The organism is Brevundimonas sp., assembly GCF_965278935.1.
Classification (GTDB): Bacteria; Pseudomonadota; Alphaproteobacteria; order Caulobacterales; family Caulobacteraceae; genus Brevundimonas.
The window spans coordinates 189395-213099 of sequence record NZ_OZ257124.1 but is presented as its reverse complement, the minus strand read 5'-3'; the positions used below and the strand labels follow the sequence as shown (position 1 = coordinate 213099).

21 protein-coding genes are annotated in these 23705 nt (G+C 68.0%); 11 read left to right on the top strand and 10 right to left on the bottom strand.

Translation table 11 applies throughout. The annotated features are described in order from the left end of the window. Window positions 1-3: 3 nt before the first annotated feature. From ACQY68_RS01020 to dapF, 3 genes are all read right to left on the bottom strand, one after another. Window positions 4-2358 carry an NADP-dependent malic enzyme gene (locus tag ACQY68_RS01020; RefSeq protein ID WP_428151158.1) on the bottom strand — a complete coding sequence of 785 codons (2355 nt, stop codon included), beginning with the start codon at window positions 2356-2358 and terminating at the stop codon, window positions 4-6. Between the two features lie 82 nt (window positions 2359-2440). Beyond that, entirely contained in the window at window positions 2441-2983 is a 543-nt protein-coding gene (lepB, locus tag ACQY68_RS01015; protein ID WP_428152703.1) for a signal peptidase I, read from the bottom strand. Between the two features lie 50 nt (window positions 2984-3033). Beyond that, window positions 3034-3885 carry a diaminopimelate epimerase gene (dapF, locus tag ACQY68_RS01010; RefSeq protein ID WP_428151157.1) on the bottom strand — a complete coding sequence of 284 codons (852 nt, stop codon included), beginning with the start codon at window positions 3883-3885 and terminating at the stop codon, window positions 3034-3036. A 121-nt stretch (window positions 3886-4006) separates the two neighbouring features. On the opposite strand from dapF, the gene ACQY68_RS01005 reads away from it, so the two are divergent. The 6 genes from ACQY68_RS01005 to ACQY68_RS00980 all read left to right on the top strand — a co-directional run bounded on the left by ACQY68_RS01005 (window position 4007) and on the right by ACQY68_RS00980 (window position 11497). Next, window positions 4007-4408, top strand: a complete 402-nt coding sequence (locus ACQY68_RS01005) for a host attachment family protein (protein WP_428151156.1) — start codon at window positions 4007-4009, stop codon at window positions 4406-4408. A gap of 64 nt (window positions 4409-4472) precedes the next feature. Next, entirely contained in the window at window positions 4473-5261 is a 789-nt protein-coding gene (locus tag ACQY68_RS01000) for a potassium channel family protein (RefSeq protein ID WP_428151155.1), read from the top strand. A 96-nt stretch (window positions 5262-5357) separates the two neighbouring features. Then, window positions 5358-7550 (top strand): prolyl oligopeptidase family serine peptidase, encoded by a 2193-nt coding sequence (locus ACQY68_RS00995; RefSeq protein WP_428151154.1) that lies wholly within the window; start codon window positions 5358-5360, stop codon window positions 7548-7550. Window positions 7551-7696: 146 nt separating this feature from the next. Continuing rightward, window positions 7697-9877, top strand: coding sequence for a prolyl oligopeptidase family serine peptidase (locus ACQY68_RS00990; protein ID WP_428151153.1), 2181 nt, complete (start codon window positions 7697-7699; stop codon window positions 9875-9877). A 56-nt stretch (window positions 9878-9933) separates the two neighbouring features. Beyond that, window positions 9934-10680, top strand: coding sequence for a DUF1223 domain-containing protein (locus tag ACQY68_RS00985; RefSeq protein ID WP_428151152.1), 747 nt, complete (start codon window positions 9934-9936; stop codon window positions 10678-10680). Window positions 10681-10807: 127 nt separating this feature from the next. Next, window positions 10808-11497 carry a hypothetical protein gene (locus ACQY68_RS00980; RefSeq protein ID WP_428151151.1) on the top strand — a complete coding sequence of 230 codons (690 nt, stop codon included), beginning with the start codon at window positions 10808-10810 and terminating at the stop codon, window positions 11495-11497. 183 nt (window positions 11498-11680) lie between these two features. Here the strand turns inward: ACQY68_RS00980 and ACQY68_RS00975 are convergent, their stop codons facing one another. Beyond that, the gene (locus tag ACQY68_RS00975) at window positions 11681-12757 is read right to left on the bottom strand and encodes a phosphotransferase family protein (RefSeq protein ID WP_428151150.1); all 1077 of its coding nucleotides are present in this window, start codon (window positions 12755-12757) and stop codon (window positions 11681-11683) included. Beyond that, window positions 12754-14265 carry a glycerol kinase GlpK gene (gene glpK / locus ACQY68_RS00970; protein WP_428151149.1) on the bottom strand — a complete coding sequence of 504 codons (1512 nt, stop codon included), beginning with the start codon at window positions 14263-14265 and terminating at the stop codon, window positions 12754-12756. The genes ACQY68_RS00975 and glpK overlap by 4 nt, the downstream gene beginning before the upstream one ends. A gap of 49 nt (window positions 14266-14314) precedes the next feature. On the opposite strand from glpK, the gene ACQY68_RS00965 reads away from it, so the two are divergent. The 3 genes from ACQY68_RS00965 to ACQY68_RS00955 are packed head-to-tail and all read left to right on the top strand — an operon-like array spanning window position 14315 to window position 17446. Beyond that, entirely contained in the window at window positions 14315-15322 is a 1008-nt protein-coding gene (locus ACQY68_RS00965; RefSeq protein ID WP_428151148.1) for a threonine ammonia-lyase, read from the top strand. Continuing rightward, the gene (locus ACQY68_RS00960) at window positions 15319-15774 is read left to right on the top strand and encodes a MaoC family dehydratase (protein WP_428151147.1); all 456 of its coding nucleotides are present in this window, start codon (window positions 15319-15321) and stop codon (window positions 15772-15774) included. Before ACQY68_RS00965 ends, ACQY68_RS00960 begins: the two co-directional genes overlap by 4 nt. Window positions 15775-15790: 16 nt before the next feature. Continuing rightward, window positions 15791-17446: an MHYT domain-containing protein gene (locus ACQY68_RS00955; protein ID WP_428151146.1), complete on the top strand. Its 1656-nt coding sequence runs from the start codon at window positions 15791-15793 to the stop codon at window positions 17444-17446. Here the strand turns inward: ACQY68_RS00955 and ACQY68_RS00950 are convergent. From ACQY68_RS00950 to ACQY68_RS00935, 4 genes are all read right to left on the bottom strand, one after another. After that, window positions 17443-18837, bottom strand: a complete 1395-nt coding sequence (locus tag ACQY68_RS00950) for an NAD-dependent succinate-semialdehyde dehydrogenase (RefSeq protein ID WP_428151145.1) — start codon at window positions 18835-18837, stop codon at window positions 17443-17445. The two genes, ACQY68_RS00955 and ACQY68_RS00950, sit on opposite strands and share 4 nt — an antisense overlap. Before the next feature lie 99 nt (window positions 18838-18936). Continuing rightward, the gene (locus ACQY68_RS00945) at window positions 18937-19521 is read right to left on the bottom strand and encodes a GNAT family N-acetyltransferase (RefSeq protein WP_428151144.1); all 585 of its coding nucleotides are present in this window, start codon (window positions 19519-19521) and stop codon (window positions 18937-18939) included. Further along, window positions 19518-20456: a Gfo/Idh/MocA family protein gene (locus tag ACQY68_RS00940; RefSeq protein ID WP_428151143.1), complete on the bottom strand. Its 939-nt coding sequence runs from the start codon at window positions 20454-20456 to the stop codon at window positions 19518-19520. The genes ACQY68_RS00945 and ACQY68_RS00940 overlap by 4 nt, the downstream gene beginning before the upstream one ends. Before the next feature lie 5 nt (window positions 20457-20461). Beyond that, complete coding sequence (locus ACQY68_RS00935; RefSeq protein ID WP_428151142.1) at window positions 20462-21637, bottom strand: DegT/DnrJ/EryC1/StrS family aminotransferase; 1176 nt, start codon at window positions 21635-21637, stop codon at window positions 20462-20464. A gap of 176 nt (window positions 21638-21813) precedes the next feature. Between ACQY68_RS00935 and ACQY68_RS00930 the strand changes: the two genes are divergently transcribed. After that, window positions 21814-22335, top strand: coding sequence for a D-glycero-alpha-D-manno-heptose-1,7-bisphosphate 7-phosphatase (locus ACQY68_RS00930; RefSeq protein WP_428151141.1), 522 nt, complete (start codon window positions 21814-21816; stop codon window positions 22333-22335). Between the two features lie 71 nt (window positions 22336-22406). After that, the gene (locus ACQY68_RS00925; RefSeq protein ID WP_428151140.1) at window positions 22407-23288 is read left to right on the top strand and encodes an alpha/beta fold hydrolase; all 882 of its coding nucleotides are present in this window, start codon (window positions 22407-22409) and stop codon (window positions 23286-23288) included. A 191-nt stretch (window positions 23289-23479) separates the two neighbouring features. On the opposite strand, the gene ACQY68_RS00920 is transcribed toward ACQY68_RS00925, so the two are convergent. Beyond that, window positions 23480-23704 (bottom strand): alkylphosphonate utilization protein, encoded by a 225-nt coding sequence (locus tag ACQY68_RS00920; RefSeq protein WP_428151138.1) that lies wholly within the window; start codon window positions 23702-23704, stop codon window positions 23480-23482. Between the last annotated feature and the right edge of the window lies 1 nt (window position 23705).

Here is a 23705-nt window from a genome sequence, read left to right as displayed (position 1 = left end):
CTCCTAGACCGGCGTCGCCGCCATCGACCGTTCCGCCGCCGCGCTCGGGTGCGGCGTGACGTCCTCGTCATCGGGCTCGAACTCGACGCTGACGCCCTCTTCGTAGGCGGCGAAGGTGGCGGCCGTGATGATCTCCGAGACCGAGGCGCCCAGCGACACGATCTGGACCGACTTCTCGAGGCCGACCAGCAGCGGCCCGATCACCGTCGCCCCGCCGAGCGCCTGAACCAGCTGGGTCGAGATGGCGGCCGAGTGGAGCGCCGGCATGACCAGCACATTGGCCTCGCGGCTCAGGCGCATGAACGGATAGTTCGACCGCAGGGCCGGATCCAGCGCCAGCTCGGGCGGCATCTCGCCCTCGTACTCGAAGTCGACGCCCTTCTGGTCGAGGATACGGATGGCCTCGCGCACCTTCTCGCCGCGCTCTCCGGGCGGGTTGCCGAAGGTGGAGTAGCTGAGGAAGGCCACGCGCGGGGTGCGGCCCAGCTTCTTCACGGTCGCCGCCGCCTGGATGGCGATATCGGCGAGTTCCTCGGCCGAGGGCAGTTCGTGGATCGAGGTGTCGGCGACGAACAGGGTGCGGCCGGTGGCCAGGACGATCGACAGGCCGATCAGGCTGTCACCCTCGACGTCGAGGACGCGCCGGACCTCCTTCAGCACCATGTTGAAGTTGCGGGTCGTGCCCGTGACCATGGCGTCGGCCTGACCGCGCGCCAGCATGGCGGCGGCGAAATAGTTGCGGTCCTGGTTGATCATCCGCTGGACGTCGCGGCGCAGATAGCCGCGCCGCTGCAGCTTGTCGTAGAGGAAGTCCGTGTATTCGACGTTCCGGTCCGACACGCGGGCGTTGACGATCTCGATGCCCATGGCGTCGAAGTCGAGCCCGGCCTCGGCGGCGTTCTTGCGCACCAGATCCTCGCGGCCGATCAGGATCGGCGTGCCCAGCTCGGCCTGTTTGAAGCCCCAGGCGGCGCGGATGACCGTGGTCTCCTCGCCCTCGGCGAACACCACCCGCTTGTTGGGGGCGGCGCGCACCGCCGACGAGATCTTTTGCATCAGGGCGGCGGACGGATCGACGCGTTCGCGCAGGCTGGCGCGGTAGGCGTCCATGTCGGGGATCGCGACCCGGGCCACGCCGGTGTCCATCGCGGCCTGGGCGATGAAGGGCGGGATGTACCAGATCAGGCGCGGATCGAACGGGGTCGGGATGATGTAGTCGCGCCCGAACTTCAGCTTGCGGCCCGAATAGGCGGCGGCGACCTCGTCCGGCACATCCTCGCGGGCCAGCTGGGCCAGGGCCTGGGCGCAGGCGATCTTCATCTCGTGATTGATCTGACGCGCGCGCACGTCGAGCGCGCCCCGGAACAGATAGGGGAAGGCCAGGACGTTGTTGACCTGGTTCACATAGTCCGAGCGGCCGGTCGCGATGATGGCGTCGGTGCGGACCGACAGCACGTCTTCGGGGGTGATTTCCGGGTCCGGGTTGGCCATGGCAAAGATGATCGGATTGGGAGCCATGGAGGCCACCATCTCCTTGGTGATCGCGCCCTTGGCGGCGAGGCCCAGCACCACGTCGGCGCCGACCATGGCCTCGGCCAGGGTGCGGTGCGGGGTGTCGGTCGCATGGGCGGCCTTCCACTGGTCCATTTCGGCCCGGCCCTTGTAGACCACGCCGTCGCGGTCGACGATGACGGTATTCTCGGCCCGGACGCCCATGGCCTTCATCAGGGCGATCGAGGACAGACCCGCGGCGCCGGCGCCGGCCAGGACGACCTTCACGTCCTCCAGCTTCTTGCCGGTGATGTAGCAGGCGTTGATCAGACCGGCGGTGGAGATGATGGCCGTGCCGTGCTGGTCGTCATGGAAGACCGGGATGTCCAGCAGGTCCTGAAGCTCGCTTTCGATCACGAAGCATTCGGGGGACTTGATGTCCTCCAGATTGATGCCGCCCCAGGTGTCGCCGATGTTCTTGACGACGGTGATGAACTCGTCCGGGTCGGTGGTCTTCACCTCGACGTCGAAGCTGTCGACGTCGGCGAAGCGTTTGAACAGGACGGACTTGCCCTCCATCACCGGCTTGGACGCCATATGACCGAGGTTGCCCAGGCCCAGGATCGCCGTACCGTTCGAGATCACCGCGACCAGATTGCCCTTGGACGTATAGTCATAGGCCTTGTCCACATCGGCGGCGATCGCCAGCACGGGAATGGCCACGCCGGGGGAATAGGCCAGCGACAGGTCCCGCTGGGTCGCCATCGGCTTGGTCGGCGCCATGGAGATCTTGCCCGGGGTCGGGTGCTGGTGAAAATCCAGCGCGTCCTGGTCGGAGAAGGTCTGTTTGTCGGTCAGGTCGGGCATTATGGGTCTCGGGCGGTTCGGGCCGGACCGGTCTAGCTGCGGGTTCCCGTCGGGACAACCGCCGACCCCGTCGGAACGAGGATCAGGGCGTCTTGCCTGCCCGTTCCACGTCGGAAGATTGCAGTATGGAATAGACCACCCCGCAGAGGTCGCCAGAAGCGGTCGGCCCGTTCACACGGGAGTCGATCGCATTGTCGCGGCTGTCTCCCAAGGTGAACCAATGATCGGCGGGCACCACGACCTCCGGTCGATCATCGAGATCACCTCCCGGTCCGAAATCCCAAGTCAGATACTGCCGTCCGTTGGGGAGTGTTTCTCTGAAGGTCCATACCGATCGAGCTCCAAACGTGTCGGAGGCCGTGTCGTGTCCTAGCGATTCTCGGTGGATTCTAGAGCCGTCAACGATCAGCTCTCCAGCGACGAAAGCCACGGACTGACCTGGACCTGCCACAACCCTTCTGATCCAAGGGAACCCGTCGCGCCTCACCAACACAACGTCGCCAAGAATGGGATGTGTTGATCCGCATGCCCCCTCCGCCCTGTTCGCCACGATGATGTCGCCCTCGGAAAGTGTCGGCTCCATGGAGCTTGAGGCGATCCGATAGGGGTGGCTTCCAAGTGGCACGATCACCGGCTCTTGTCCTCCGACGAGAAGAGCCGCGAAAACACTGGCGATCACGTCAGCACGCCCGTGCGCTCGACCTCGACCGGGCCGGTCATGAAGACGTGGCCGGTTGCCTCATCCCAGTCGATGACCAGTTCGCCGCCGTCGACGACCACCGTGGCCTTGCGCCCCGTCAGTCCGCGCCGGGCGCAGGCGACCAAGGCGGCGCAGGCGCCGGTGCCGCACGCCCGTGTCAGGCCGGCGCCTCGCTCGAACACTCTCAGGCGGATGCGATCGGGGGCCAGGACGTTGGCGAAACCGACATTAACCCCTTCCGGAAACAGCGGGTGGTGTTCGATCAGGGAGCCGGTCCCGATGACGAAGGCGTCGTCCTGACGGTCGGTGAAGAAGACCACGTGCGGATTGCCCATGGAGACGGCGCCCGGCGTATGCACGACCGGATTGTCGATCGGTCCAACCTGCAGCTCGATGCCGCGCGTGTCCATTTCCTCAGCCAGAGGAATCTCGCGCCAGTCCAGCCGGGGCGGACCCATGTCGACGGTGATCCGGTCCCCATTCGCGTCCCTGGCGGCGCGCTTCGCGACAGTCTTTCCGCCAAGGGTGTCGATGGTCACCTGACCCGAGCCGTTGGCCTGCATCAGCATCCAGCCGACGCAGCGCAGGGCGTTGCCGCAGGTCTCGACCGTGCCGCCGTCGGCGTTCCAGACGCGCATGAAGGCGTCGGCGGTCTCCGACGGCTCTATGGCGATCAACTGGTCGAACCCCTCGCCGGTCTTGCGGTCGCCCAGCGCACGCACGGCGTCTGCGTCGGGCGTAAACGGCCGGTCCAGCGCATTGACCACGACGAAGTCGTTGCCGGCGCCGTTCATCTTGACGAAGGGTCTGGAGGTCGCACCAGTCATGGGCTCCATATAGTCACTTCGGACGCGGCTCCGAAATGGGGGCTCCAGGGTCGCAGTCACGCAACGCCTCCCGTCCCGGCCCGTTAGCCTGTCCCCTGAAACAGACGACGAGGCCTTCCCGATGAATCTTCCCAATGGCGCGATGGTGGCTGTCGTCGACGGCGAGAAGCTCGCCCTGTTCAGGAACACCGGCAGCGCCGGCGACGTGTCCCTGACGGCCCAGCCCGTCCCGGCGATCGAGGAGCGCGCCTCCGGCTCGGCCGGCCGTCTCTCCAGCGAGGCCAATCCCGACAACGACACCCAGGCCGAGGACGGCTTCGCCATGGGCGTGGCCGAGGTGCTCAACAAATGGGTGCTGAACGGCAAGGTCGACAAGCTGCTCGTCATCGCCGCGCCCAAGACCCTCGGCGAGCTGCGCAAGCATTGGCACAAGGAGCTGTCGTCGCGCCTCGTCGGCGAGATATCCAAGGACCTGACCGGTCACTCGACCGACCAGATCGCCGCCGCCATCGGCAAGGCCTGATCCCGTGAGGCGGTCCTCGCGCGCATCGCGTGACGGGGGCCGCCGCCCGCGCTAACCCTTGCCCATGACCGCGTCGCCCGCCCGCCATCGTCACTCTCTGCGAGCGCGCTTCCGCTTCCTCTATCACGGCAACACCACGACCGCCGTGCGCTTCCGCATCGCGGTCATCGCCATCGACCTGGCCATCATCGCCTTCTTCGTCGCCGCGCCGATCCTGAAGGACTACGGCCGGACCTTCTATGTCGTCGACTACTGTATCGCAGCCCTGCTGGCGGCCGATCTGATCGCGCGGATCACCGCCTTCTCGGACTGGAAGGACTGGTTCCGGCGGCCGATCAACTGGGTCGATCTGATCGTGCTGGGATCGCTGCTGCTGCCCTCCTGGGCCATCAACCTCGGCTTCCTGCGGATCCTGCGGCTCTGGACCCTTCTGAACTCCGACCTGTTCTGGCGCACGGTGGGCCGCAGGTTCGACGACACCCGGGTGGAGGAGGTCACCCGCGCGGTCGGCAATCTGGTCACCTTCGTCTTCGTGGTGACCGGCTTCGTCTACACCGTCTTCCGGGGCCGGCACGACGGCATCACCGGCTATGTCGATGCCCTGTATTTCACCGTCGCCACCCTGACCACGACCGGGTTCGGCGACATTACCTTGCCCGGGGTCTGGGGGCGTCTTCTGTCCATCGCCGTCATGCTGGTGGGCATCACCCTGTTCGTCCGACTGGGCCAGAGTCTGCTGAAGCCGCGCAAGGTCAGCTTCCCTTGCCCGACGTGCGCGCTTCAGAAGCACGATCCCGACGCCGTCCACTGCAAGGCCTGCGGAACCGTGCTGGCCATACCCGACAACGGCTAGACCACGCCGCATGTGACAAAACGGTAAGGTTCGCCGCCTTGCCGCCCGCCCCCTCGCGACTAAGGTGCCCCGTCCTTATTTCGGAGCGCCCCCTGCATGCGTCGTTCGCTGAGCCTCACGGCCGCCCTCCTCGCCTCCTCCATTCTTGGAACTTCCGCCCTGGCCCAAACGACTGGCATGACCGCGCACACCCCGCCCAACCCGCCGCTGGTCGAGGGCGGCTTCGCCACGACCGATGCGACCGACCCCTATCTGTGGCTCGAAGAGGTCGACGGCGAACGCGCCATGGCCTGGGTCGAGGCGCATAACACCCGCTCTCTGGGCGTGCTCCAGGGCGACCCCCGCTACGCAGGCCTGCACGAACAGGCCCTGGCCCTCGTCCAGGCCCGCGACCGCATCCCGTCGCCCGGTTTCACCCACGACGGCCATATCGACAACTTCTGGCAGGACGCGACCCATGTGCGCGGCATCTGGCGTCGTACGACGCTCGACAGCTATCGCACCGACGCGCCGGACTGGGAGACGATCCTCGACATCGACGCCCTGTCGACGGCCGAGGGCAAGAACTGGGTCTACAAGGGCTCGTCCTGCCTGCCGCCCGAAGAGCGCCTGTGCCTGATCTCCCTGTCCGACGGCGGCAAGGACGCCGTGGTCGTGCGCGAGTTCGACAGTGTGTCGCGCACCTTCGTCGAGGGCGGTTTCGAGCTGCCCGAGTCCAAGGGCGGCGCATCCTGGATCGACGCCGACACCCTGCTGATCTCGCGCGACTTCGGCCCGGGCACCCTGACGTCCTCGGGCTACCCGATGATCGTCAAGCGGCTGAAGCGCGGCCAGTCGATCGACCAGGCCGAGACGATCTTCACCGGCCAGCCCTCGGACGTCTCGGTCAGCGGCGGCGCGCTCCGTGACGCCGACGGCGTGATCAAGGCGATCCTGATCAATCGGGGCGTCAGCTTCTACGAGGGCGAAACCCATCTGCTGAATGCGGACGGAACCACGACGCAACTGCAGCTGCCGGCCAAGTCCGACATCGACGCCCTGGTCCAGGGCCAGCTGGTCGTGACCATCAAGGAAGACTGGACCGCGCCGTCGGGTCAGGCCTTCAAGACCGGGGACGTCGTCGCCTGGACCCTCGACGCCTGGCTGGCCGATCAGGCCGCACCGGCCCGGCTGATCATCCGCCCGGGCCCGCGCGAATCGGTCGAATCCGTCACCGCCACCCGCAACACGCTGGTCGTGGCCCTGTACGAAAACGTGCGCGGCGCGGCCTATGTCTATACGCCGAACCCGTCCGGCGAATGGGCCCGCACCCGTCTGGAGCTGCCCGCCAACTCGACCGTCGGTCTGGGGTCGGCCTCTGAACAGGACGACCGCATCTTCGTCAGCGTCGCCGGCTACCTCTCGCCCTCGACCCTGTCGCTGGTCGACGCCGCGACCGGCGAGATGGCCCAGGTGAAGTCGATCCCCGCCAAGTTCGACGCCTCCAACATGACCGTCGAACAGTTCGAGGCCCGCTCGGCCGACGGCACGATGATTCCCTATTTCGTCATCCACAAGAACGACATGGCGCTGGACGGCTCCAATCCGACGCTGCTGTACGGCTACGGCGGCTTCCAGGTCTCGCAGCTGCCCGGCTATTCGCCCACGGTCGGCAAGCTGTGGCTGGAGCGCGGCGGCGTCTATGTCGTCGCCAATGTGCGCGGCGGCGGCGAGTTCGGCCCGAACTGGCACGAAGCCGCCCTTCAGCAGAACCGCCAGCGCGCCCACGAAGATTTTCAGGCCGTGGCCCTGGACCTCGAGGCCCGCAACATCACGTCCCAGCCTCGCCTCGGCATCATGGGCGGATCGCAGGGCGGACTGTTCATGGGGGCGATGCTGACCCAGCGACCGGACCTGATCAACGCGGCGGTCATCCAGGTGCCCCTGTTCGACATGTTCCGCTTCCATCGCCTGCTAGCCGGCGCCTCGTGGCGTGCGGAATACGGCGACCCGGACATCCCGGAACAGCGCGCCTGGATCGGCGAATATTCGCCCTACCAGAATCTGCGCGCGGGCCAGCCCTACCCTGAGGTCTTCATCCACACCTCGACCAAGGACGACCGCGTCCACCCGGGCCACGCCCGCAAGGCGGCGGCGCGTCTGGAGGAACTGGGCTATCCGGTCCTGTTCTACGAGAACACCGACGGCGGCCACGCGGCCGGCGCCAACCTGCGCGAAACGGCCCGCCGCATCGCGCTGGAATACACCTATCTGACCCGCCGCCTCATGGACGAGCCGGCGCAGGAGTAGGCCCACCCCTTCCGTCACCCTCGGGCTTGTCCCGAGGGTCCATCGGTCACCAGACCGGGGCGGAAGGACTGGCGCACGATCTTCGGGCGTCGGGATAGCGGAACAATGGATCCTCGGGACGAGCCCGAGGATGACGGAGTATGTTTATGCGCCTGCGTCTCTCGATGCTGACCGCCGCTTCGGCGCTGATGGTCTTTGCCGCCCCCGCCATGGCCCAGACCGCTCCCCCGCCCCACTTCCCCGCCGATCTGTCGCCGGCCGGCGTGCGCGCGGCCGACGACCATCTGGCGCTCGAGGAGGTCGAGGGGACCGAGGCCATGGCCTTCGTCCGCGCCGAGAACGAGCGCTCTTTGGCCGCCCTGACCGGCGACCGACGCTACGAGACCTTCCGCTCCGAGGCCTTCGACATCCTGTCCTCCACCGCCCGCATCCCGGGACCGAGCTTCCTCGGCGACGGCATCGGGAACTTTTGGCAGGACGCGACCAATCCGAAGGGGATCTGGCGGCGCACGACGCTGGACAGCTATCGCACCGACAGCCCCGAGTGGGAGGCCCTGCTCGACATCGACGCCCTGTCCCGCGCCGAGGGGAAGGACTGGGTCTGGAAGGGCGCGGACTGTCTCGCGCCCGACGAGACCCGCTGCCTGATCTCCCTGTCGGAAGGCGGAAAGGACGCCGTCGTCGTGCGCGAGTTCGACACCACAACGAAGCGTTTTGTCGAGGACGGCTTCATCCTGCCCGAGGGCAAGCACCGGCTGGAATGGTTCGACATCGACACCCTTCTGGTCGCCACCGACTTCGGTCCGGGCACCCTGACCGAGAGCGGCTATCCCTTCATCGTCAAACGCCTGAAGCGCGGCCAGACCCTCGCCGATGCGGCCGAAATCTATCGCGGCGACATCTCCGACGGCGGCTACGGCGTCAGCCCCTCGGTCTATCGCGACGGGGCCGGTGCGGTCCTGGCGACCATCATCTCTCGCCCCCTCGACACCTACCGCGCCGAGACCTGGCGCCTCAGCGGCGGCGTCGCCATCCGCCTGAACCTGCCCGAGCGGGTCGCTATCCACGGGGTCCAGAACGGCCGACTGATCGTCGGGCTGGACGAGGCTTGGGATCGCGGCGGCTTCCCCGTCGCCGAGGGAACCCTGCTGTCCCTGTCGCTCGACGACCTGGCCCAACCGACCATGCCGCCGCCGTCGCCCGACAGCGATCCCGAGACCATCTTCAAGCCGTCCGCCCGCCAGTCGGTGCAGGATGTCGCCGTGCTGGACGACGGTCTGGTGGTCGGCGTCTCCGACAACGTCGTCGGCACGCTTCGCCGGTTCGCCTTCGGTCAGGGCGGCCGCGCGGCCTGGAGCTCGACCCCGGTCGAGGCCCCCGCCAACAGCGCCGTCGGCATCGGCGACGTCTCGCGCGGTTCGGGCCGGATGTTCGTCTCGACCCAGGGCTTCCTGACACCCCCGACCCTCAGCCTTCTGGCGGCGAACGCCGACGCGCTGACGGCGCTCAAGTCCGGCCCGGCCCTGTTCGACGCCTCGACCCATGTGGTCGAACAGTTCGAGGCGACCTCCTCGGACGGCACGAAGATCCCCTACTTCCTCGTCCGACCGAAGGACGCGCCGATGGACGGTTCGACGCCGACGATCATGTTCGGCTACGGCGGCTTCCAGGTCTCCTACCCGCCCGCCTACAAGCCCGAGCTGGGCAAGCTGTGGCTCGAGAACGGCGGCGCCTATGTCGTCGCCAACATCCGGGGCGGCGGCGAGTTCGGCCCGGCCTGGCATCAGGCGGCCCTGCGAGAACACCGCCAGCTCGCCTTCGACGATTTCGCCGCCGTGGCCCGCGATCTGGAGACGCGCGGGGTCACCTCGCCGCGCCGTCTCGGCATCTACGGTCGCTCCAACGGCGGGGTCCTGACCTCGGTGTCGATCACCCAGCATCCGGAGCTCTACAACGCCGCCGTGATCGAGAGCCCCCTGATCGACATGCTGCGCTATCAGGACCTGCCGGCCGGCGCCTCGTGGATCGGCGAATACGGCGACCCGCGGATCCCCGGCGACGCCGCCTTCATCAGCCAGTACTCGGCCTACCAGCAGCTTCGTCCGGAGGCGGAGTATCCGCGCCTCTACATCACCACCAACACCCGTGACGATCGCGTCCATCCTGGCCACGCGCGCAAGTTCGCCGCCCGCCTCGGTGATCAGGGCCACGACCACCTCTACTATGAGGAGACGTCCGGCGGTCACTCCAACGACGCCGATCCGGTCGCCAACGCGCGGCGCTGGGCGCGTCACTACGTCTATCTCTCTCAGCAGCTGATGGACTGACCGGTCACGCGAAAATGAGAAGCAGCGGCCTTCCGACCCCGCTAGGACTCCAGCCCATGAAGGTCAGGGGCATCATCGTCGCGGGCGTCGCCGCCCTCGGCCTGCTGAGCGCGGTTGGTTCGACCGCCCAGCCGGTCGCGCCGCGCCCCGTGCGTCTTGTCGCGAACACGGCCGAACCCGTGGTGGTCGAGCTCTTCACCGCCCAGGGCTGTTCCGGCTGTCCCGCCGCCAACCAGGTGGTCGAGGGTCTCTCCGAGGAACCGGGCGTCATCGCCCTGACCTACGCCGTCGACTACTGGGACTATCTCGGCTGGCCCGATACCTTCGCCAAACCCGAATTCGCCCAGCGCCAGCGCGCCTATCAGGCCGCCATGCGCCTGCGGAACGTCTACACGCCCCAGGTCGTCATCGACGGCCGCCGCCAGGTCTCCGGCGCGCAAGGCGAGGCCGTCCAGGACGCCGTCGATGAAGAGGCGGCCCGCCGCGTCTTCCCGCCTCAGGTCCAGTTCCGCGAAAGCGGCGACCAGGTCGGGGTCGGCTCGGGCCGTGCGCCGACGGGCGGCGCCGACGTCTGGGCCGTCTCCTATCGTCCGGGCACCCAGACCGTGACCGTGGCCGGCGGCGACAATCGCGGCCGCGCGGTGCGTCACGTCAACGTGGTCCAGAGCCTGACCCGGCTCGGCGAATGGACCGGTCGCCCGATCCTGCTCGACCTGCCCGAGGCCGCCGATCCGCAGGACAAGGTGGTGGTGATGGTCCAGTCGCGCGCCGACCGTCGTATCCTCAGCGCCGCCACCCACTGAGACGTCCCAGGATTGGGATGTCCGAAGCCTTGGCGCCCCTATCAGTTTCGGTCACTGTCCGCGGCGATTTGATCGTCGCTAATGGCGATCCGTCGTCCTCCCGGACGGCGTTTTCGGGGGAGCAGGGATGGTTGAGCGCGCGGGTCGGGTCGTCGGGGGACAGGCCCCTATCGCCGCCGCGCTCGCCGTCGCCGTCCTGGCCCTGGCCTTGACGGCAGCGCCGGCCGGATCTCAGGTCCGGTCGGCGCCTCCCGCTCCCGACCCCGACCTCGAAGCCCGCGCCATCACCCAGATCGTCACCGCCGCCGAGGTCGCCGACTGGGCGCGCGAGCGTCGCGACGCCAGGGCCATGATCGTCGCCGCCCGGATGCTGTCTGAAATCCGCACCCGACGCGAGAACGGCGACGAACCCTTCCTGACCCAGGCCGGCCTGCTGGAAGAGGCCGAAAGCTTCGCCGGCGGCGACCGCGATCTGCTGGACGAGATTTCGCGCGAGCGATCGCCGGACAAGGGCGTGCGCGCCTCGCCCTTCGGCGCAGGACCGATCGTCGTCGTGCGTCGCCTGCGCGCCCGCGAGACCTACAGTTTCACCATCGAGGCGCGGCGCAACGAGGTGCTCCGCGTGGCCGCCATCGGCGACGGAGACACCAATATCGACCTGGCCCTGAGGGACCAGAACGGCGCCGTCATCTGCGCCGACGGCTCGCGCGACCACTATCCGGTCTGCACCGTGGCCCGTCCCCAGGCGGGTCCGATCCGCATCGAGATCGTCAACCGCGGCGAGGTCTGGTCGCGGGTGCAGATCTTGACGAACTGAGGAAGCGGTCTCCTCCCTGTTCGCCGCTTGGCGAATGGGGAGGTGGCAGCGAGCTTTTCGCGAGCTGACGGAGGGGGCGACGCGATCTTGCCGGTTAGCCCCACCTGACACGTCACCTCGCCCCCTCCGTCACAGCGCTGAAGAAGCGCCGCGCCACCTCCCCATCCTCCGGACGGGGTGGGGTTACGCCCCCGCCTTCACCGCGAAACTCCACGCCGCCTTCGCCAGCGGGACCACCTGTTTCGCGGTTTCGATCGCGTGGGCCGAGGCGGCCGTGCCGTCGCGCACCCGTCCCGCGATGCCCTGACAGATCGCCGCCAGCCGGAACAGGTTGTAGGCCATCAGCCAGTCGAGGTTCTCCGGCGCGCCGAGACCGCTTCGCGCCGTATAGCGTTCGACCGTCTCCTCGATCGTCGGGATGCCGAGCGACGGCAGGTCCAGCCCGCCGAGGCCGTTGCGCACCGTCGGCGGCAGGACCCAGCCGATCAGCAGATAGGAAAAGTCCGCCATCGGATCGCCGAGCGTCGACAGCTCCCAGTCCAGCACGGCCCGCACCTCGGGCGCGTCGGCCGCCATCATCAGATTGTCTAGGCGGAAGTCGCCGTGGACGATCCGCGCCGGCCCCTCGGGCGGCAGACCCTGAGGCAGCCAGTCGATCAGCCGGTCCATCTCCGGGATCGGATCGATCTCGGACGCGCGGTACTGTTTTGTCCAGCGCCCGACCTGACGCGCGAAATAGTTGCCGGGCTTGCCGTAGTCGGCCAGCCCGATCTCCGCCGGATCGAATTTGTGCAGGTCGGCCAGGGCGTCGATCTGGGCCTCGAAGATGGCGCGGCGCTCGGCCGGCTCCATTCCGGGCAGTTTCAGGTCCCACAGGACCCGGCCCTCGACCTTGCCCATGACGTAGAACATCGATCCGATCACGGCGTCATCCGTGCACAGAGCATAGGGCCGGGCGACCGGATACCCCTGCTTGTAAAGAGCGGACGTCACCGCGAACTCCCGGTCCACCGCATGGGCCGAGGGCAGAAGAACGCCCGGCGGCTTCCTGCGCAGCACATAGGCCGCGCCCGGCGTGACCAGCTCATAGGTCGGGTTCGATTGTCCGCCCTTGAACTGGCGGATCGTCAGCGGCCCGGCATAGCCCTCGACGTTGGCGGCCATCCAGGCGTCCAGCGCGGCCTCGTCTAGCCGGTAGCGGGGATCGACCTCCCGTGTTCCGGAAAAGGCGGCCTGGGGATCGGTGGCGATATCGGTCATTGCGCGGCGACAATGGCGGCCTTGATCGCGCGATGCCAGCCCCCCAGCAACGCTTCGCGCTGCCCGGCCGACATGCGCGGCGTCCAGACGGCCGGCGCCTCCTCGTTCTTCGGCTCCAGATCGTCGATCAGTCCCACGCCCAGCGCCGCCAGCCTTGCGGCCCCCAGCGCGGTCATCTCCTGAAAGGCCGGTCGCTCGACCGTGACCTCGCAGATGTCGGCCACGAACTGCATGGCGAAGGCGTTGGCCGTGACCCCGCCGTCGACCTTCAGCACGCTGAACCTCGGCGCGCCGTCCCTGGCCAGGGCGTCGAGCAGGTCGCGCGTCTGATAGGCCAGGGCCTCCAGCGCGGCCCGCACGAAATGGGCCGGCTTCGTATCCCGCGTCAGGCCGATCACAGCACCCCGCGCATCCGGTTCCCACCAGGGCGCGCCCAGACCCGTGAACCCGGGAACCAGATAGACCCCGCCGTTGTCCTTCAGCCCCTGAGCCACCGCCTCGGACTGACGACTGTCGGAGATCATCCCGACCCCGTCCCTGAGCCACTGGATCGCCGACCCGGCCGAGAAGATCGACCCCTCCAGCGCATAGGCGACCGTCTCGCCAACCTGATAGCCGAGCGTGCCCAGCAAACGGCTCGAAGACGCCACCGGCTCGGCCCCCACGTTCGCCACCAGAAACGCCCCGGTCCCATAGGTGATCTTGGCGTCGCCGGGCTTCAGCGCCCCGTGCCCGACAAGGGCCGCCTGCTGGTCCCCGGCCGACCCGGCGATCGGCAGGGCGCGCCCGAACAGGCTGGCGTCGCTCTCGCCCATCACCTCGGCGCAGCCGACGATCCGGGGCAGGGCGGCCTTGGGAACCTTGAACAGGTCGCACAGGTCGTCACGCCACGCCCGCATCTTCAGATCCATCAGCGAGGTGCGGCTCGCATTGGTCGCATCGGTGACGTGGCTGGCCCCGTTCGTCAGCTTCCAGACCAGCCAGCTGTCGATGGTCCCCAGTTTCACCTCGCCCTTCGCCGCCCGCTCCCGCGCGCCCGGCACGGCGTCCAGCAGCCAGGCGAACTTGGTCGCCGAGAAATAGGGGTCGAGGATCAGGCCCGTCGCCGCCTGCACCTCCGCCTCATGCCCTTCGGCCGCCATCCGCGCCGACACATCGGCGGTGCGCCGATCCTGCCAGACGATGGCCTTGTGCAGCGGCTCCCCGGTCGCGGCGTCCCACAGCACCGAGGTCTCCCTCTGGTTGGTAATGCCGATGGCGGAGAACCGCCCGACCCCACCCGCCTTCTTGATGACCTCGCGACAGGTCTGCAACGTCGCGGCCCAGATCTCCGCCGCGTCATGCTCGACCCAGCCCGACCGGGGGAAATGCTGCTCCAGCTCGATCTGGCTGACCGCGATGGGATGCAACCCCCTGTCCTCGCGCAGCTCGAAGGCGATGGCGCGGGTCGAGGTGGTGCCCTGGTCGATGGCGAGGATGCAGGTCGTCATGGCTGTCGGCGTTTCCATCGTTTTCGCCACCTTACGCGGACGAACGGGATCGGGTTAAGTGCCTGTCATGTCCGACCGCATCGCTTCCTACGAAGGCGTCCTCGACGCCGCCCGCCAGATCGCCCCGGCGGCGGTCCGCACCCCCCTGATCGAGAGTCCGGCGCTCAACGAACGGGTCGGCGGCCAGGTCCTGCTCAAGGCCGAGACGATGCAGGTCGCCGGCGCCTTCAAATTCCGGGGCGCCTACAACCGGATCAGCCGCTTCACCGCCGACGAACTGGCGGCGGGCGTCGTCGCCTTCTCGTCCGGCAACCATGCGCAGGGCGTCGCGGCGGCGGCGAAACTGATGGGCACGCGCGCCGTCATCGTCATGCCGGCCGACAGTCCCGCCATAAAGATCGCCGGGGTGAAGTCCTTCGGCGGCGAGGTCCGCCTCTACGACCGCTGGAAAGAAAGCCGGGAGGAGATCGGCGCCCAGGTGGCGAAGGATCGCGGCTCCGTCCTCGTCCCCCCCTTCGACGATCCTTACGTCATCGAAGGTCAGGGCACCTCGGCGCTGGAACTGCTGGATCAGGCCGACGCACCCATCGACCAGCTTCTCTGCCCCTGCTCCGGCGGCGGCCTGATGGCCGGCATCGATCTGGTCATGGAGGCCCGCAGCCCGCAGACGAAGATGTGGGCCGTCGAACCCGAGCATTTCGACGACACCGCCCGGTCGCTGGCCGCCGGCAAACGGATGGGCCACCCGCAAGGACCGCCTTCGATCTGCGACGCCCTACAGACCCCGATCCCGGGCGTCCTGACCTTCCCGATCAACCAGCGCGTCCTGTCGGGCGCCCTGTCGATCAGCGACATTGAGGCGGCCGAGGCCGTCGCCTACGCCTTCCGCACCCTGAAGCTGGTCGTGGAACCCGGCGGCGCCGCAGGCCTCGCTGCGCTTCTGGCCGGCAAGCTGGACGCGAAGGGCAAGACCACCGCCGTCATCCTGTCCGGGGGCAATATCGACCCCGGCCTGTTCGCCGAAATCATCGAAGGCCGGTTCGTCCCGGCGACCCAAGAAGGAGCCGCCGCATGACCAGACCCTCAGAGCTGCAATCGCTGATCGGAACCGAGATCGGCGTCTCGAAATGGATCCTCGTCGATCAGGCCCGCATCGACGCCTTCGCCGAGATCACCGAGGACCGCCAGTTCATCCACATCGATCCGGTGGCCGCGAAGCAGACCCCGTTCGGCGGCACGATCGCCCATGGGTTCCTGACCCTCAGCCTCGCCTCGGCCATGTCCTATGACGCGGTCAGGCCGCTGGAAGGCGTGGTGATGGGGGTCAACTACGGCTTCGACAAACTGCGCTTCCTCGCCCCGGTCCCCGCCGGATCGAACGTGCGCGGCCGGTTCAAGCTGCTATCGGCCGAGGACAAGGGGGGCGGCCGGTGGCTGCTGAAACACGAGCTGACCGTCGAGATCGAGGGCGCCGACAAGCCCGCCCTGATCGCCGAATGGCTCAGCATGCAGATGGTCGGCGGCTGACGGTACGGAGGCCGGCTTGGACCACCACGGCGTCGTCTTCCTCCTCCTGGCCTATGCGGTCGCGGTCCTCGCGGGCTGGACGGCGCTCGACCTGTTCCAGAGGCTGAAGGGACGGCAGGGCCGGGACCGCGCGCCCTGGCTGGGAGCGGCCGCGCTCGCCATGGGCGGCGGCGTCTGGTCGATGCATTTCATCGCCATGCTCGGCTTCGATCCGGGCGGATCTGTCCGCTACGACCCCGGCCTGACCCTGCTGTCCTTCATCCTGGCCGTGGCGGGAACGGCCGGGGCCTTCTTCGCAGCCTCTCGCGAAAGCCTCGGAAAGGGCCGCATCCCGGTCGCCGGCGTCGTCATGGGTCTGGCCATCGCGGCCATGCACTACGTCGGTATGGCGGCCATGCGCACGACCGCCACCGTCGGCTGGCGCGTCGAACTGGTGGCGGCGTCGATCGTCATCGCCATCGCCGCCTCGATCGCCGCCCTCTGGGCCTCGCGGCGCGAGACTTCGATCGGCTGGCGCGCGGCGGCGGCGGCCATCCTCGGTCTCGCCGTGGTCGGCATGCACTACACCGGCATGGCCGCGGTCCACCTCCAGCCGATCGCGCTCACGATGGATGAGGGCGGGGCCCCGCCCCTGGCCATCGCGATCAGCATCGCCGCCGTCACCGCCGTCATCCTGTCCATCGCCCTGGCCGCCTCGATGGCCGACGACCGGTCGCGGCTGGTCTCGGTTCTGGCGGCGGCCGGCGTCGGCTACTGGGAGGTCAACCTCAAGGATCGCAGCTTCGCCCTGTCGCCGCGCGCCCGCGAACTGATCGACCTGCCCAGGGATCGGCCGGACGGGGACGTGATGAACCCGGTCTGGGTCGAGGACGACGAACATCTCGCTAGACGCAAGGCCGCGCTCGAGGCCGCCATCGCAGGCGAGGCCGACTATGACGTCGAATACCCGATCGCCGGCACGGGCCGCTGGGTCCATTCGCGCGGCAGCCTGATCCGATCCCGCTCCGGTCGCCCGCTGAAACTGGCGGGTGTGGTCTCCGACATCACCGACCGCCACCGCGCCCATGCGGCGCTGGAAACCAGCGAACGCCGCCAGAAGCTGCTGATCAACGAGCTCAATCACCGGGTGAAGAACACCCTCGCCACCCTGCAATCCATCGCCGCCTTGACCGCCCGCAAGGCCACCTCGGTCGAGGAGTTCACCGCCCAGTTCGAGGCCCGGCTGATGGCCCTGTCGGACACCCACAACCTGCTGACCGCCACGGGGTGGGAGCGGGCGATGCTGGCCGATCTGCTGACCAAGGAGCTGCGTCCCTATTCGCCCGAACAGTTCCGCCTGACCGGCCCGGACCTCCTGTTCGATTCGCCCCAGGCCCTGGCCATGGGAATGATCGTCCACGAACTGGCCACCAACGCCGCCAAGCACGGCGCGCTCAGCACCCTCGACGGCTGCGTGACCGCGACCTGGTCGGAGCCCGACACGGACGGCCGCACGACGCTCGACTGGATAGAGACCGGAGGCCCCGTCGTCGCGAAGCCGACCCGCACGGGCTTCGGCTCCCGCCTCATCGCCACCAGCCTGAAAGGCGATCTCGGCGGCTCGGCCGAGCTCGACTATGCGCCCGCGGGCCTCACCGCGCGCCTGACGTTCCGGCCGCAGGCGCGGACCTAGCCCACCGTCTGCGCCGCCTCGCCGGACGAAACCACGACCAGCTTGCGGTTCACGAACTCCTTGATGCCGACGTCGCCCAGTTCGCGGCCGTAACCCGAGCGTTTGACGCCGCCGAAGGGCAGTTCGGGCATGCTGGTGGTGGCGGTGTTGATGAACACCATCCCGGTCTCGATCCGCGTCGCCAGCGCGCGCGCCCGATCGATGTCGCCCGCGAAGATCGAACCGCCCAGGCCATAGTGGGAATCGTTGGCGAGGCGGACGATGTCGTCGTCGTCCTTCGCCACATGGACCATGGCGACGGGGCCGAAGAATTCCTGGAAATAGGCGGGGTTGTCGCGGTCGATGTCGGTCAGGATGGTCGGCTCGAAGAAGAAGCCCGGCCGATCCGGACGCTTGCCGCCGACGACCACCTTCGCCCCGGCCGCGACCGCCGCGTCCACCTGTTTCGTCAGTCCCTTCAGCGCATCCCCGGACGACAGCGGGCCCAGGGTCGTCTTCGGATCCAGCGGATCGCCGAGCACGGCCGCCGTCATGTTGGCCTTGAACGCCGCCAGGAATTCGTCGGCGATCGCCTCATGCAGGATGAAGCGCTTGGCGGCGGTGCAGACCTGGCCGGCGTTGGCCAGCCGCGCCTGGGTCCCGACCTCTGCCGCCGCCTCGATGTCGGCGTCGTCCAGCACGACGAAGACATCCGCCCCGCCCAGTTCCAGCGTGGACTTCTTGAGCTTCTCCGACGCTTTCGACGCCACCTTGCTGCCGGCGTCCTCCGACCCGGTCAGGGCCACGCCCTGGATCCGGTCGTCGCCGATCAGCTCGGCCACCTTTTCGGAGGAGACGTAGAGATTGGTGACCGCCCCCTCCGGCGCGCCTGCGTCACGGACCAGCTGCGCGAACAGTTCGGCGCAATGGGGAACGATGCCCGCGTGTTTGAACATCACCGGATTGCCGACCGCGATGGCCGGGGCGATGACTCGGATCAGCTGGTAGATCGGGAAGTTCCACGGCTCGACGGCCAGCAGCACCCCGATCGGCTGATGCTGCACCCAGGCCTCGCCCAGATCGCTCTCCACCTGTTCGGGCTTGAGGAAGGCCTCCGCGTTGGCGGCGTAATAGGCCGCGATGCCGGCGCACAACTCGATCTCGCCGGCGCCCTGTTCGACCAGCTTGCCCATCTCGGTCGCCATAGCCTCGGCCAGTTCGCCGGACCGCTCCGTCAGCAGTTCCGACATCCGCCCCAGAACCTTCAGCCGGGGTGCGATGTCGCCGCGCGACCAGTCCGACCGGAACAGGGCGTCGGCCGTGGCCAGCGCGGCCTCGACCTCGGCGTCCGTGTGCTCGGGATAGTCCTTGATCCGCTCTTCGGTGAACGGGTTCAGGGTTCTGTAGGCCATGGGGAGGGACTTTCTGTATCGCGGAGACAGCCCAACGTCGCCCGGCCGACAGGGTTCATCCCATCCGCAACAGCATCGATCACGAAACCGGCAAGGCCCTCAGCCGAACGCCGCCAGCCGCGCGTCCAGCTTCGCCCGCACCATCGGCCATTCCTCGGCGAGGATGGAGAAGATCACCGAGCTTCTCACCCGCCCGGTCCAGGTGATCTTGTCGTTCCGCATCAGTCCTTCCTCGACCGCGCCCAGCTTGGTCATGGCGGCGCGGCTGCGGGCGTTGATGGCGTCGACCTGGAACACCACCCGTCCGGCCCCGCAGGCGAATGCATGGTCGAGCAACAGCCGCTTGGCCGCCGGATTGACCGCTCCGCCGCGCGAGGACGGGCGATAGTAGGTGGTGCCGATCTCGAGCGCCCGGTTGTCCGGCTGGATGCCGATATAGGTCGAACAGCCGACCACTTCGCCGTCGTGGATCACAGCGAACGGGATGCGCGTCCCCGCCGCCTGTTGCGCCCGCAACGAGGCCCAGCCGGCGTCGAACTGATCTCCGCCCAGCGACATATAGTAGAGGGCGGGCCACAGCTCCGGATCAGCGTCGCAGGCCAGCCTCAGCGGCTCCTTGTGACGCTCCTCGAACGGCTCCAGCCGCACGAAGTTGTTCTCCAGAACCGCTGCCGTCAGCTTCATTCCCCCAGACACCTCAGGGCGACCTCGAGGTTCCGCAATCCGTCCTCGCCGGTCACCGCCGGGGTCTCGCCGGTGCGAATGGCGTGGGCGAAGGCTTCCAGCTCCTTCTTCAGCGGCTCGTTCGGCCAGCTCATCACGCCGCGCGTGGAATAGGAGCCGTCCGGCTGCTGGCCGAAATACTCGGTGACCTGGCGCGTCATCAGGTCGGCGACGACGAATTTCGACTGGGTCGCCACCTGCAGGGTGCGGGTCTTGTAAGGCGTCACCCAGTTGGTGGTGATGTGGGCGATCACCCCGTTTTCCAGCCGGAACTGCAGCAGGGCGGTGTCCTCGCGGTCGGCGCGGGTGCGGGCCAGCTGCGGCTGGACCTCGGCGATCTCCGAGCCGGTCAGGTGGCGGATGATGTCGATGTCGTGCACCGCCAGATCGATGACCACGCCCACCTCGCCCATGCGCGGCGGGAAGGGACCCACGCGGGTGATCTGGATGGAGATGACGTCCTCGCCCTCGATGGCGCGCTTGACCGCCTCCACCGCCGGGTTGAACCGCTCCACCTGACCGACCATCAGCACCCGGTCGTTGGCCCTGGCGGCGTCGATCATCCGCTGGGCGTCGGCGACGGTCGCGGCGATGGGTTTCTCGACCAGCACATGGACCCCGGCTTCCAGCAGGGCGACGCCGAGGTCGGCATGGTGCCGGTTCGGGGTGGCGATAACGGCGGCTTCCAGCCCGCCCGCGACGAAGTCGGCGGCGGTGGTCACGGCTGACGCGCCATAGGCGGAGGCGACCCCTTCGGCCACCACGGCGTCGGGATCGAACACCAGAGCCAGATCGATCTCGCGCATCTCGGACAGGACGCGGGCGTGGTTGCGTCCCATGACGCCGGCGCCGGCGACGCCGGTGCGGATGGGGGCGTGCAGGTGGGTCGGGTTCATGTCGATCAGCCCTTGTACGAAGCGACAGCGGCGACGATCCGGTCCTGGGTCGCCTCGTCCAGATCGGAATGCATCGGCAGGCTGATGACTACCTTCATCTTGGCCTCGGTCACCGGCAGACCCTGCGGTCCGCGCGGGTGCATGTCATAGGCAGGCTGCAGGTGCAGCGGGATCGGATAATAGACCGCCGACGGCACACCATGCTCGCGCAGGTGCGCGGCCAGACCATCCCGGTCCGGATGTTCGATCGTGTACTGGGCCCAGTTCGAGACATTGCCGGCGGGCGTCTGCGGAACCGAGGCGACGTGCGGCGCCAGCAGTTCGTTGTAGCGGGCCGCGATCCGGTTCCGCCATTCGATCTCCTCGCCGAAGGCCTTCAGCTTCTCGATCAGGACGGCGGCCTGGACCGTATCCAGCCGCGAGTTCATCCCGACCCGCATGTTCAGATATTTGGTGTCGTGCTCGAAGGTCCGCCCAGTTTTCTCAAAGAGGACGAGGTCCTGCGACACGGCCTTGCCGTGCACCCGGTAGCTGTCGATCAGTTCGGCCAGGGCGTCGTCATTGGTCAGCACCGCCCCGCCGTCGCCGTAGCAACCCAGAGGCTTGGCCGGGAAGAAGCTGGTCGTCGTCGCGTCCGCCCATTTCAGTGGATGCTCGCCGTTGATCGTACAGCCGAACCCCTGGGCCGAATCCGAGATCAGCTTCAGCCCGTGTCTGTCGCAGATCGCCTTGATGGCCGGATAGTCGGCGGGCTGGCCGAACAGATCGACGGCGATGACGACCTTGGGCTTCAGTTTTCCTTCGGCCAGCGTCGCCTCGATGGCGGCCTCCAGATGGCCGGGGTCAATGTTGTAGGTGGTCGCGTCGATGTCGATGAAGACCGGCGTCGCCCCGGTCCACGGCACGATTTCGGCGGTCGCGCAGAAGGTGAAGCTCGGCACGAAGACCGCATCGCCGGTCGTCACGCCCCAGGCCTTCAGCGGCAGGACCAGCGCGTCCGTCCCGTTGCCACACCCCAGGGCGTGTTTCGCTCCGCCGAACGCCGCCAGCGCGGTTTCGAACTCGCGCACCGGCGGGCCCATGACATAGGCCCCGCTCTCGACGGCGGCCATCATGGCGGACTCGATCCTGCCGCCCAGACGGCGGCGCTGCGCCTGCAGGTCGATGAAGGCGATGCTCATGGGGGAACCTCTCTCGAAACGTGGCGGCGCAGAACCCGGATCAGGGGCGGCCTTCGAAGGTGGCCGCCGTCTAACCCGCCGAGCGCCGCAACGCCAAACACAAGGGGGTCACTTCGCGTTGCGCCTTGCAACGGACGCTCCTATCCAGTGTCCCTCCGAACCGGGAGCCGACCGACTTGAACACCGCCCCGACGACCCACCCCGCCGTCTTCCTCGACCGCGACGGCGTCCTGATCCCCGACAGCGGCTATCCGCACCTGGAAGAGCACCTGGTCCTGATCCCCGGCGCGGCCGAGGCCGTCCGTCGCCTGAACAACCTCGGCTATCTGGTCGTGATCGTCACCAACCAGTCGGGCGTGGCGCGGGGGTATTTCACCGAAGCCCGGATGAACGCCTTCAACGACGCCCTGGTGCGGAAGCTCGCGGCCAAAGCGGCGCGGATCGGTGCGGTCTATGCCTGCCCGTTCCACAACGAGGCCGAGGATCCGAAATATTTCCATCCCGATCATCCGGACCGGAAGCCCAATCCCGGCATGATCCTGCGCGCCATCGCCGACCATGACATCGATCCCGCCCGATCCTTTCTGATCGGCGACCGACAGTCGGATCTGGAGGCCGCGCGCCGCGCCGGCATGCCCGGCTTCCTGTTCGAGGGCGGCGACCTCGATCATTTCGTCCGCGACCTGCTCGGCGGCTGATCGCAATTCCGCGCGTGATGAAATAGTCTCCCGACCGACGCGGGGGCGTTCTGGTCTGGGAGTGCGCCGACATGGCTGAACCGTCTCTGTATTCCGGGCGTCGCTGGACGTCCCACGACGGGCTCAGCCTGTTCGCGCGGGACTATCCGGGTGCGGACGGTCCGGCGAAACTGCCGGTCATCGCCATCCACGGCCTGACGCGAAACTCGGCCGACTTCGACGCCATCGCCCCCCTGATCGCGCGCGGCGGCCGCCGCGTGCTGGCGCTCGACGTGCGCGGGCGCGGCCAGTCGGATCGCGCCACCGACCCCATGACCTACCAGCCGCCGGTCTATGCGAAGGATGTGCTCGGCCTGCTGGAGGCCGCCGGCATCGAGCGCGCCGTCTTCCTCGGAACCTCCATGGGCGGGCTGATCACCATGGCGATCACGGCGCTGAAGACCCGCGTCGTCGCGGCCGCCATCCTCAACGACATCGGCCCGGAGGTCTCGCCCGAGGGTCTGGCCCGCATCGCCGCCTATTCCGGCCAGCCCGTCGACACCCCGACCTGGGCCGCGGCCGCCGCCTATGCGAAGCGGATCAACGAGATCGCCCTGCCGCACTACACCGACGCCGACTGGGACGCCTTCGCCCGCCGCGTCTTCCGCGAAGGGACGGAAGGGTCGCCCGTCCTCGACTACGACCCCGACATCGCCGTGCCGATCCGCGCGGCCGGGGCGAAGGCCCTGGTCCCCAACCTGTGGCCCTTCTTCCGGCGTCTGGCGAAGAAGCGCCCGACCCTGCTGATCCGGGGCGGAACCTCGGACCTGTTGAGCGCCGACATCGCCGCGAAGATGCAGAAGGCCGCGCCCGACATGCGCTACGCCGAAATCCCCGACATCGGCCATGCCCCGATGCTCGACGAGCCCGAGTCGAAAGCCGCGATCTTCGAATTCCTGCGGGACGTGCCCTGAAGCGTTTCCTCCCTGTTCGCCGCTTGGCGAATGGGGAGGTGGCAGCTCGCCTTTTCGCGAGCTGACGGAGGGGGCGAGGGAATTGCGGAAGTGAGGGTGGCGCCCACCGGAAACATCGCATCGCCCCCTCCGTCACGGCGCTGAAGACGCGCCGCGCCACCTCCCCATCCTTCGGACGGGGAGGAGAGAGATCACGCCTTCCGCACGAACTCCGTCCGCAGCACCAGACCGCGCACCTTGTCGACATTGGCCTCGATCTCGTCGGTGTCATCGGTCAGGCGGATGTTCTTGACCATTGTCCCGCGCTTCAGCGTCACCCCGCCCGATCCCTTGACCTTCAAGTCCTTAATCAGGGTCACGCTGTCGCCGTCAGACAGGATGTTGCCGTTGGAATCCTTGGTCGGGGCGTCGGTCATT

Bases quoted from the DNA above. Each gene is read 5' to 3' on its own strand.
- ACQY68_RS00935 (WP_428151142.1), bottom strand. From the start codon at position 21,637: ATGAGCATCGCCTTCATCGACCTGCAGGCGCAGCGCCGCCGTCTGGGC.
- ACQY68_RS00990 (WP_428151153.1), top strand. From the start codon at position 7,697: ATGCGCCTGCGTCTCTCGATGCTGACCGCCGCTTCGGCGCTGATGGTC.
- ACQY68_RS00980 (WP_428151151.1), top strand. From the start codon at position 10,808: ATGGTTGAGCGCGCGGGTCGGGTCGTCGGGGGACAGGCCCCTATCGCC.
- dapF (WP_428151157.1), bottom strand. From the start codon at position 3,885: ATGACTGGTGCGACCTCCAGACCCTTCGTCAAGATGAACGGCGCCGGC.
- ACQY68_RS00925 (WP_428151140.1), top strand. From the start codon at position 22,407: ATGGCTGAACCGTCTCTGTATTCCGGGCGTCGCTGGACGTCCCACGAC.
- ACQY68_RS00975 (WP_428151150.1), bottom strand. From the start codon at position 12,757: ATGACCGATATCGCCACCGATCCCCAGGCCGCCTTTTCCGGAACACGG.
- ACQY68_RS01005 (WP_428151156.1), top strand. From the start codon at position 4,007: ATGAATCTTCCCAATGGCGCGATGGTGGCTGTCGTCGACGGCGAGAAG.
- ACQY68_RS00945 (WP_428151144.1), bottom strand. From the start codon at position 19,521: ATGAAGCTGACGGCAGCGGTTCTGGAGAACAACTTCGTGCGGCTGGAG.
- glpK (WP_428151149.1), bottom strand. From the start codon at position 14,265: ATGGAAACGCCGACAGCCATGACGACCTGCATCCTCGCCATCGACCAG.
- ACQY68_RS00965 (WP_428151148.1), top strand. From the start codon at position 14,315: ATGTCCGACCGCATCGCTTCCTACGAAGGCGTCCTCGACGCCGCCCGC.
- ACQY68_RS00985 (WP_428151152.1), top strand. From the start codon at position 9,934: ATGAAGGTCAGGGGCATCATCGTCGCGGGCGTCGCCGCCCTCGGCCTG.
- ACQY68_RS00995 (WP_428151154.1), top strand. From the start codon at position 5,358: ATGCGTCGTTCGCTGAGCCTCACGGCCGCCCTCCTCGCCTCCTCCATT.
- ACQY68_RS01000 (WP_428151155.1), top strand. From the start codon at position 4,473: ATGACCGCGTCGCCCGCCCGCCATCGTCACTCTCTGCGAGCGCGCTTC.
- ACQY68_RS00920 (WP_428151138.1), bottom strand. From the start codon at position 23,704: ATGACCGACGCCCCGACCAAGGATTCCAACGGCAACATCCTGTCTGAC.
- ACQY68_RS00950 (WP_428151145.1), bottom strand. From the start codon at position 18,837: ATGGCCTACAGAACCCTGAACCCGTTCACCGAAGAGCGGATCAAGGAC.
- ACQY68_RS00960 (WP_428151147.1), top strand. From the start codon at position 15,319: ATGACCAGACCCTCAGAGCTGCAATCGCTGATCGGAACCGAGATCGGC.
- ACQY68_RS01020 (WP_428151158.1), bottom strand. From the start codon at position 2,358: ATGCCCGACCTGACCGACAAACAGACCTTCTCCGACCAGGACGCGCTG.
- ACQY68_RS00940 (WP_428151143.1), bottom strand. From the start codon at position 20,456: ATGAACCCGACCCACCTGCACGCCCCCATCCGCACCGGCGTCGCCGGC.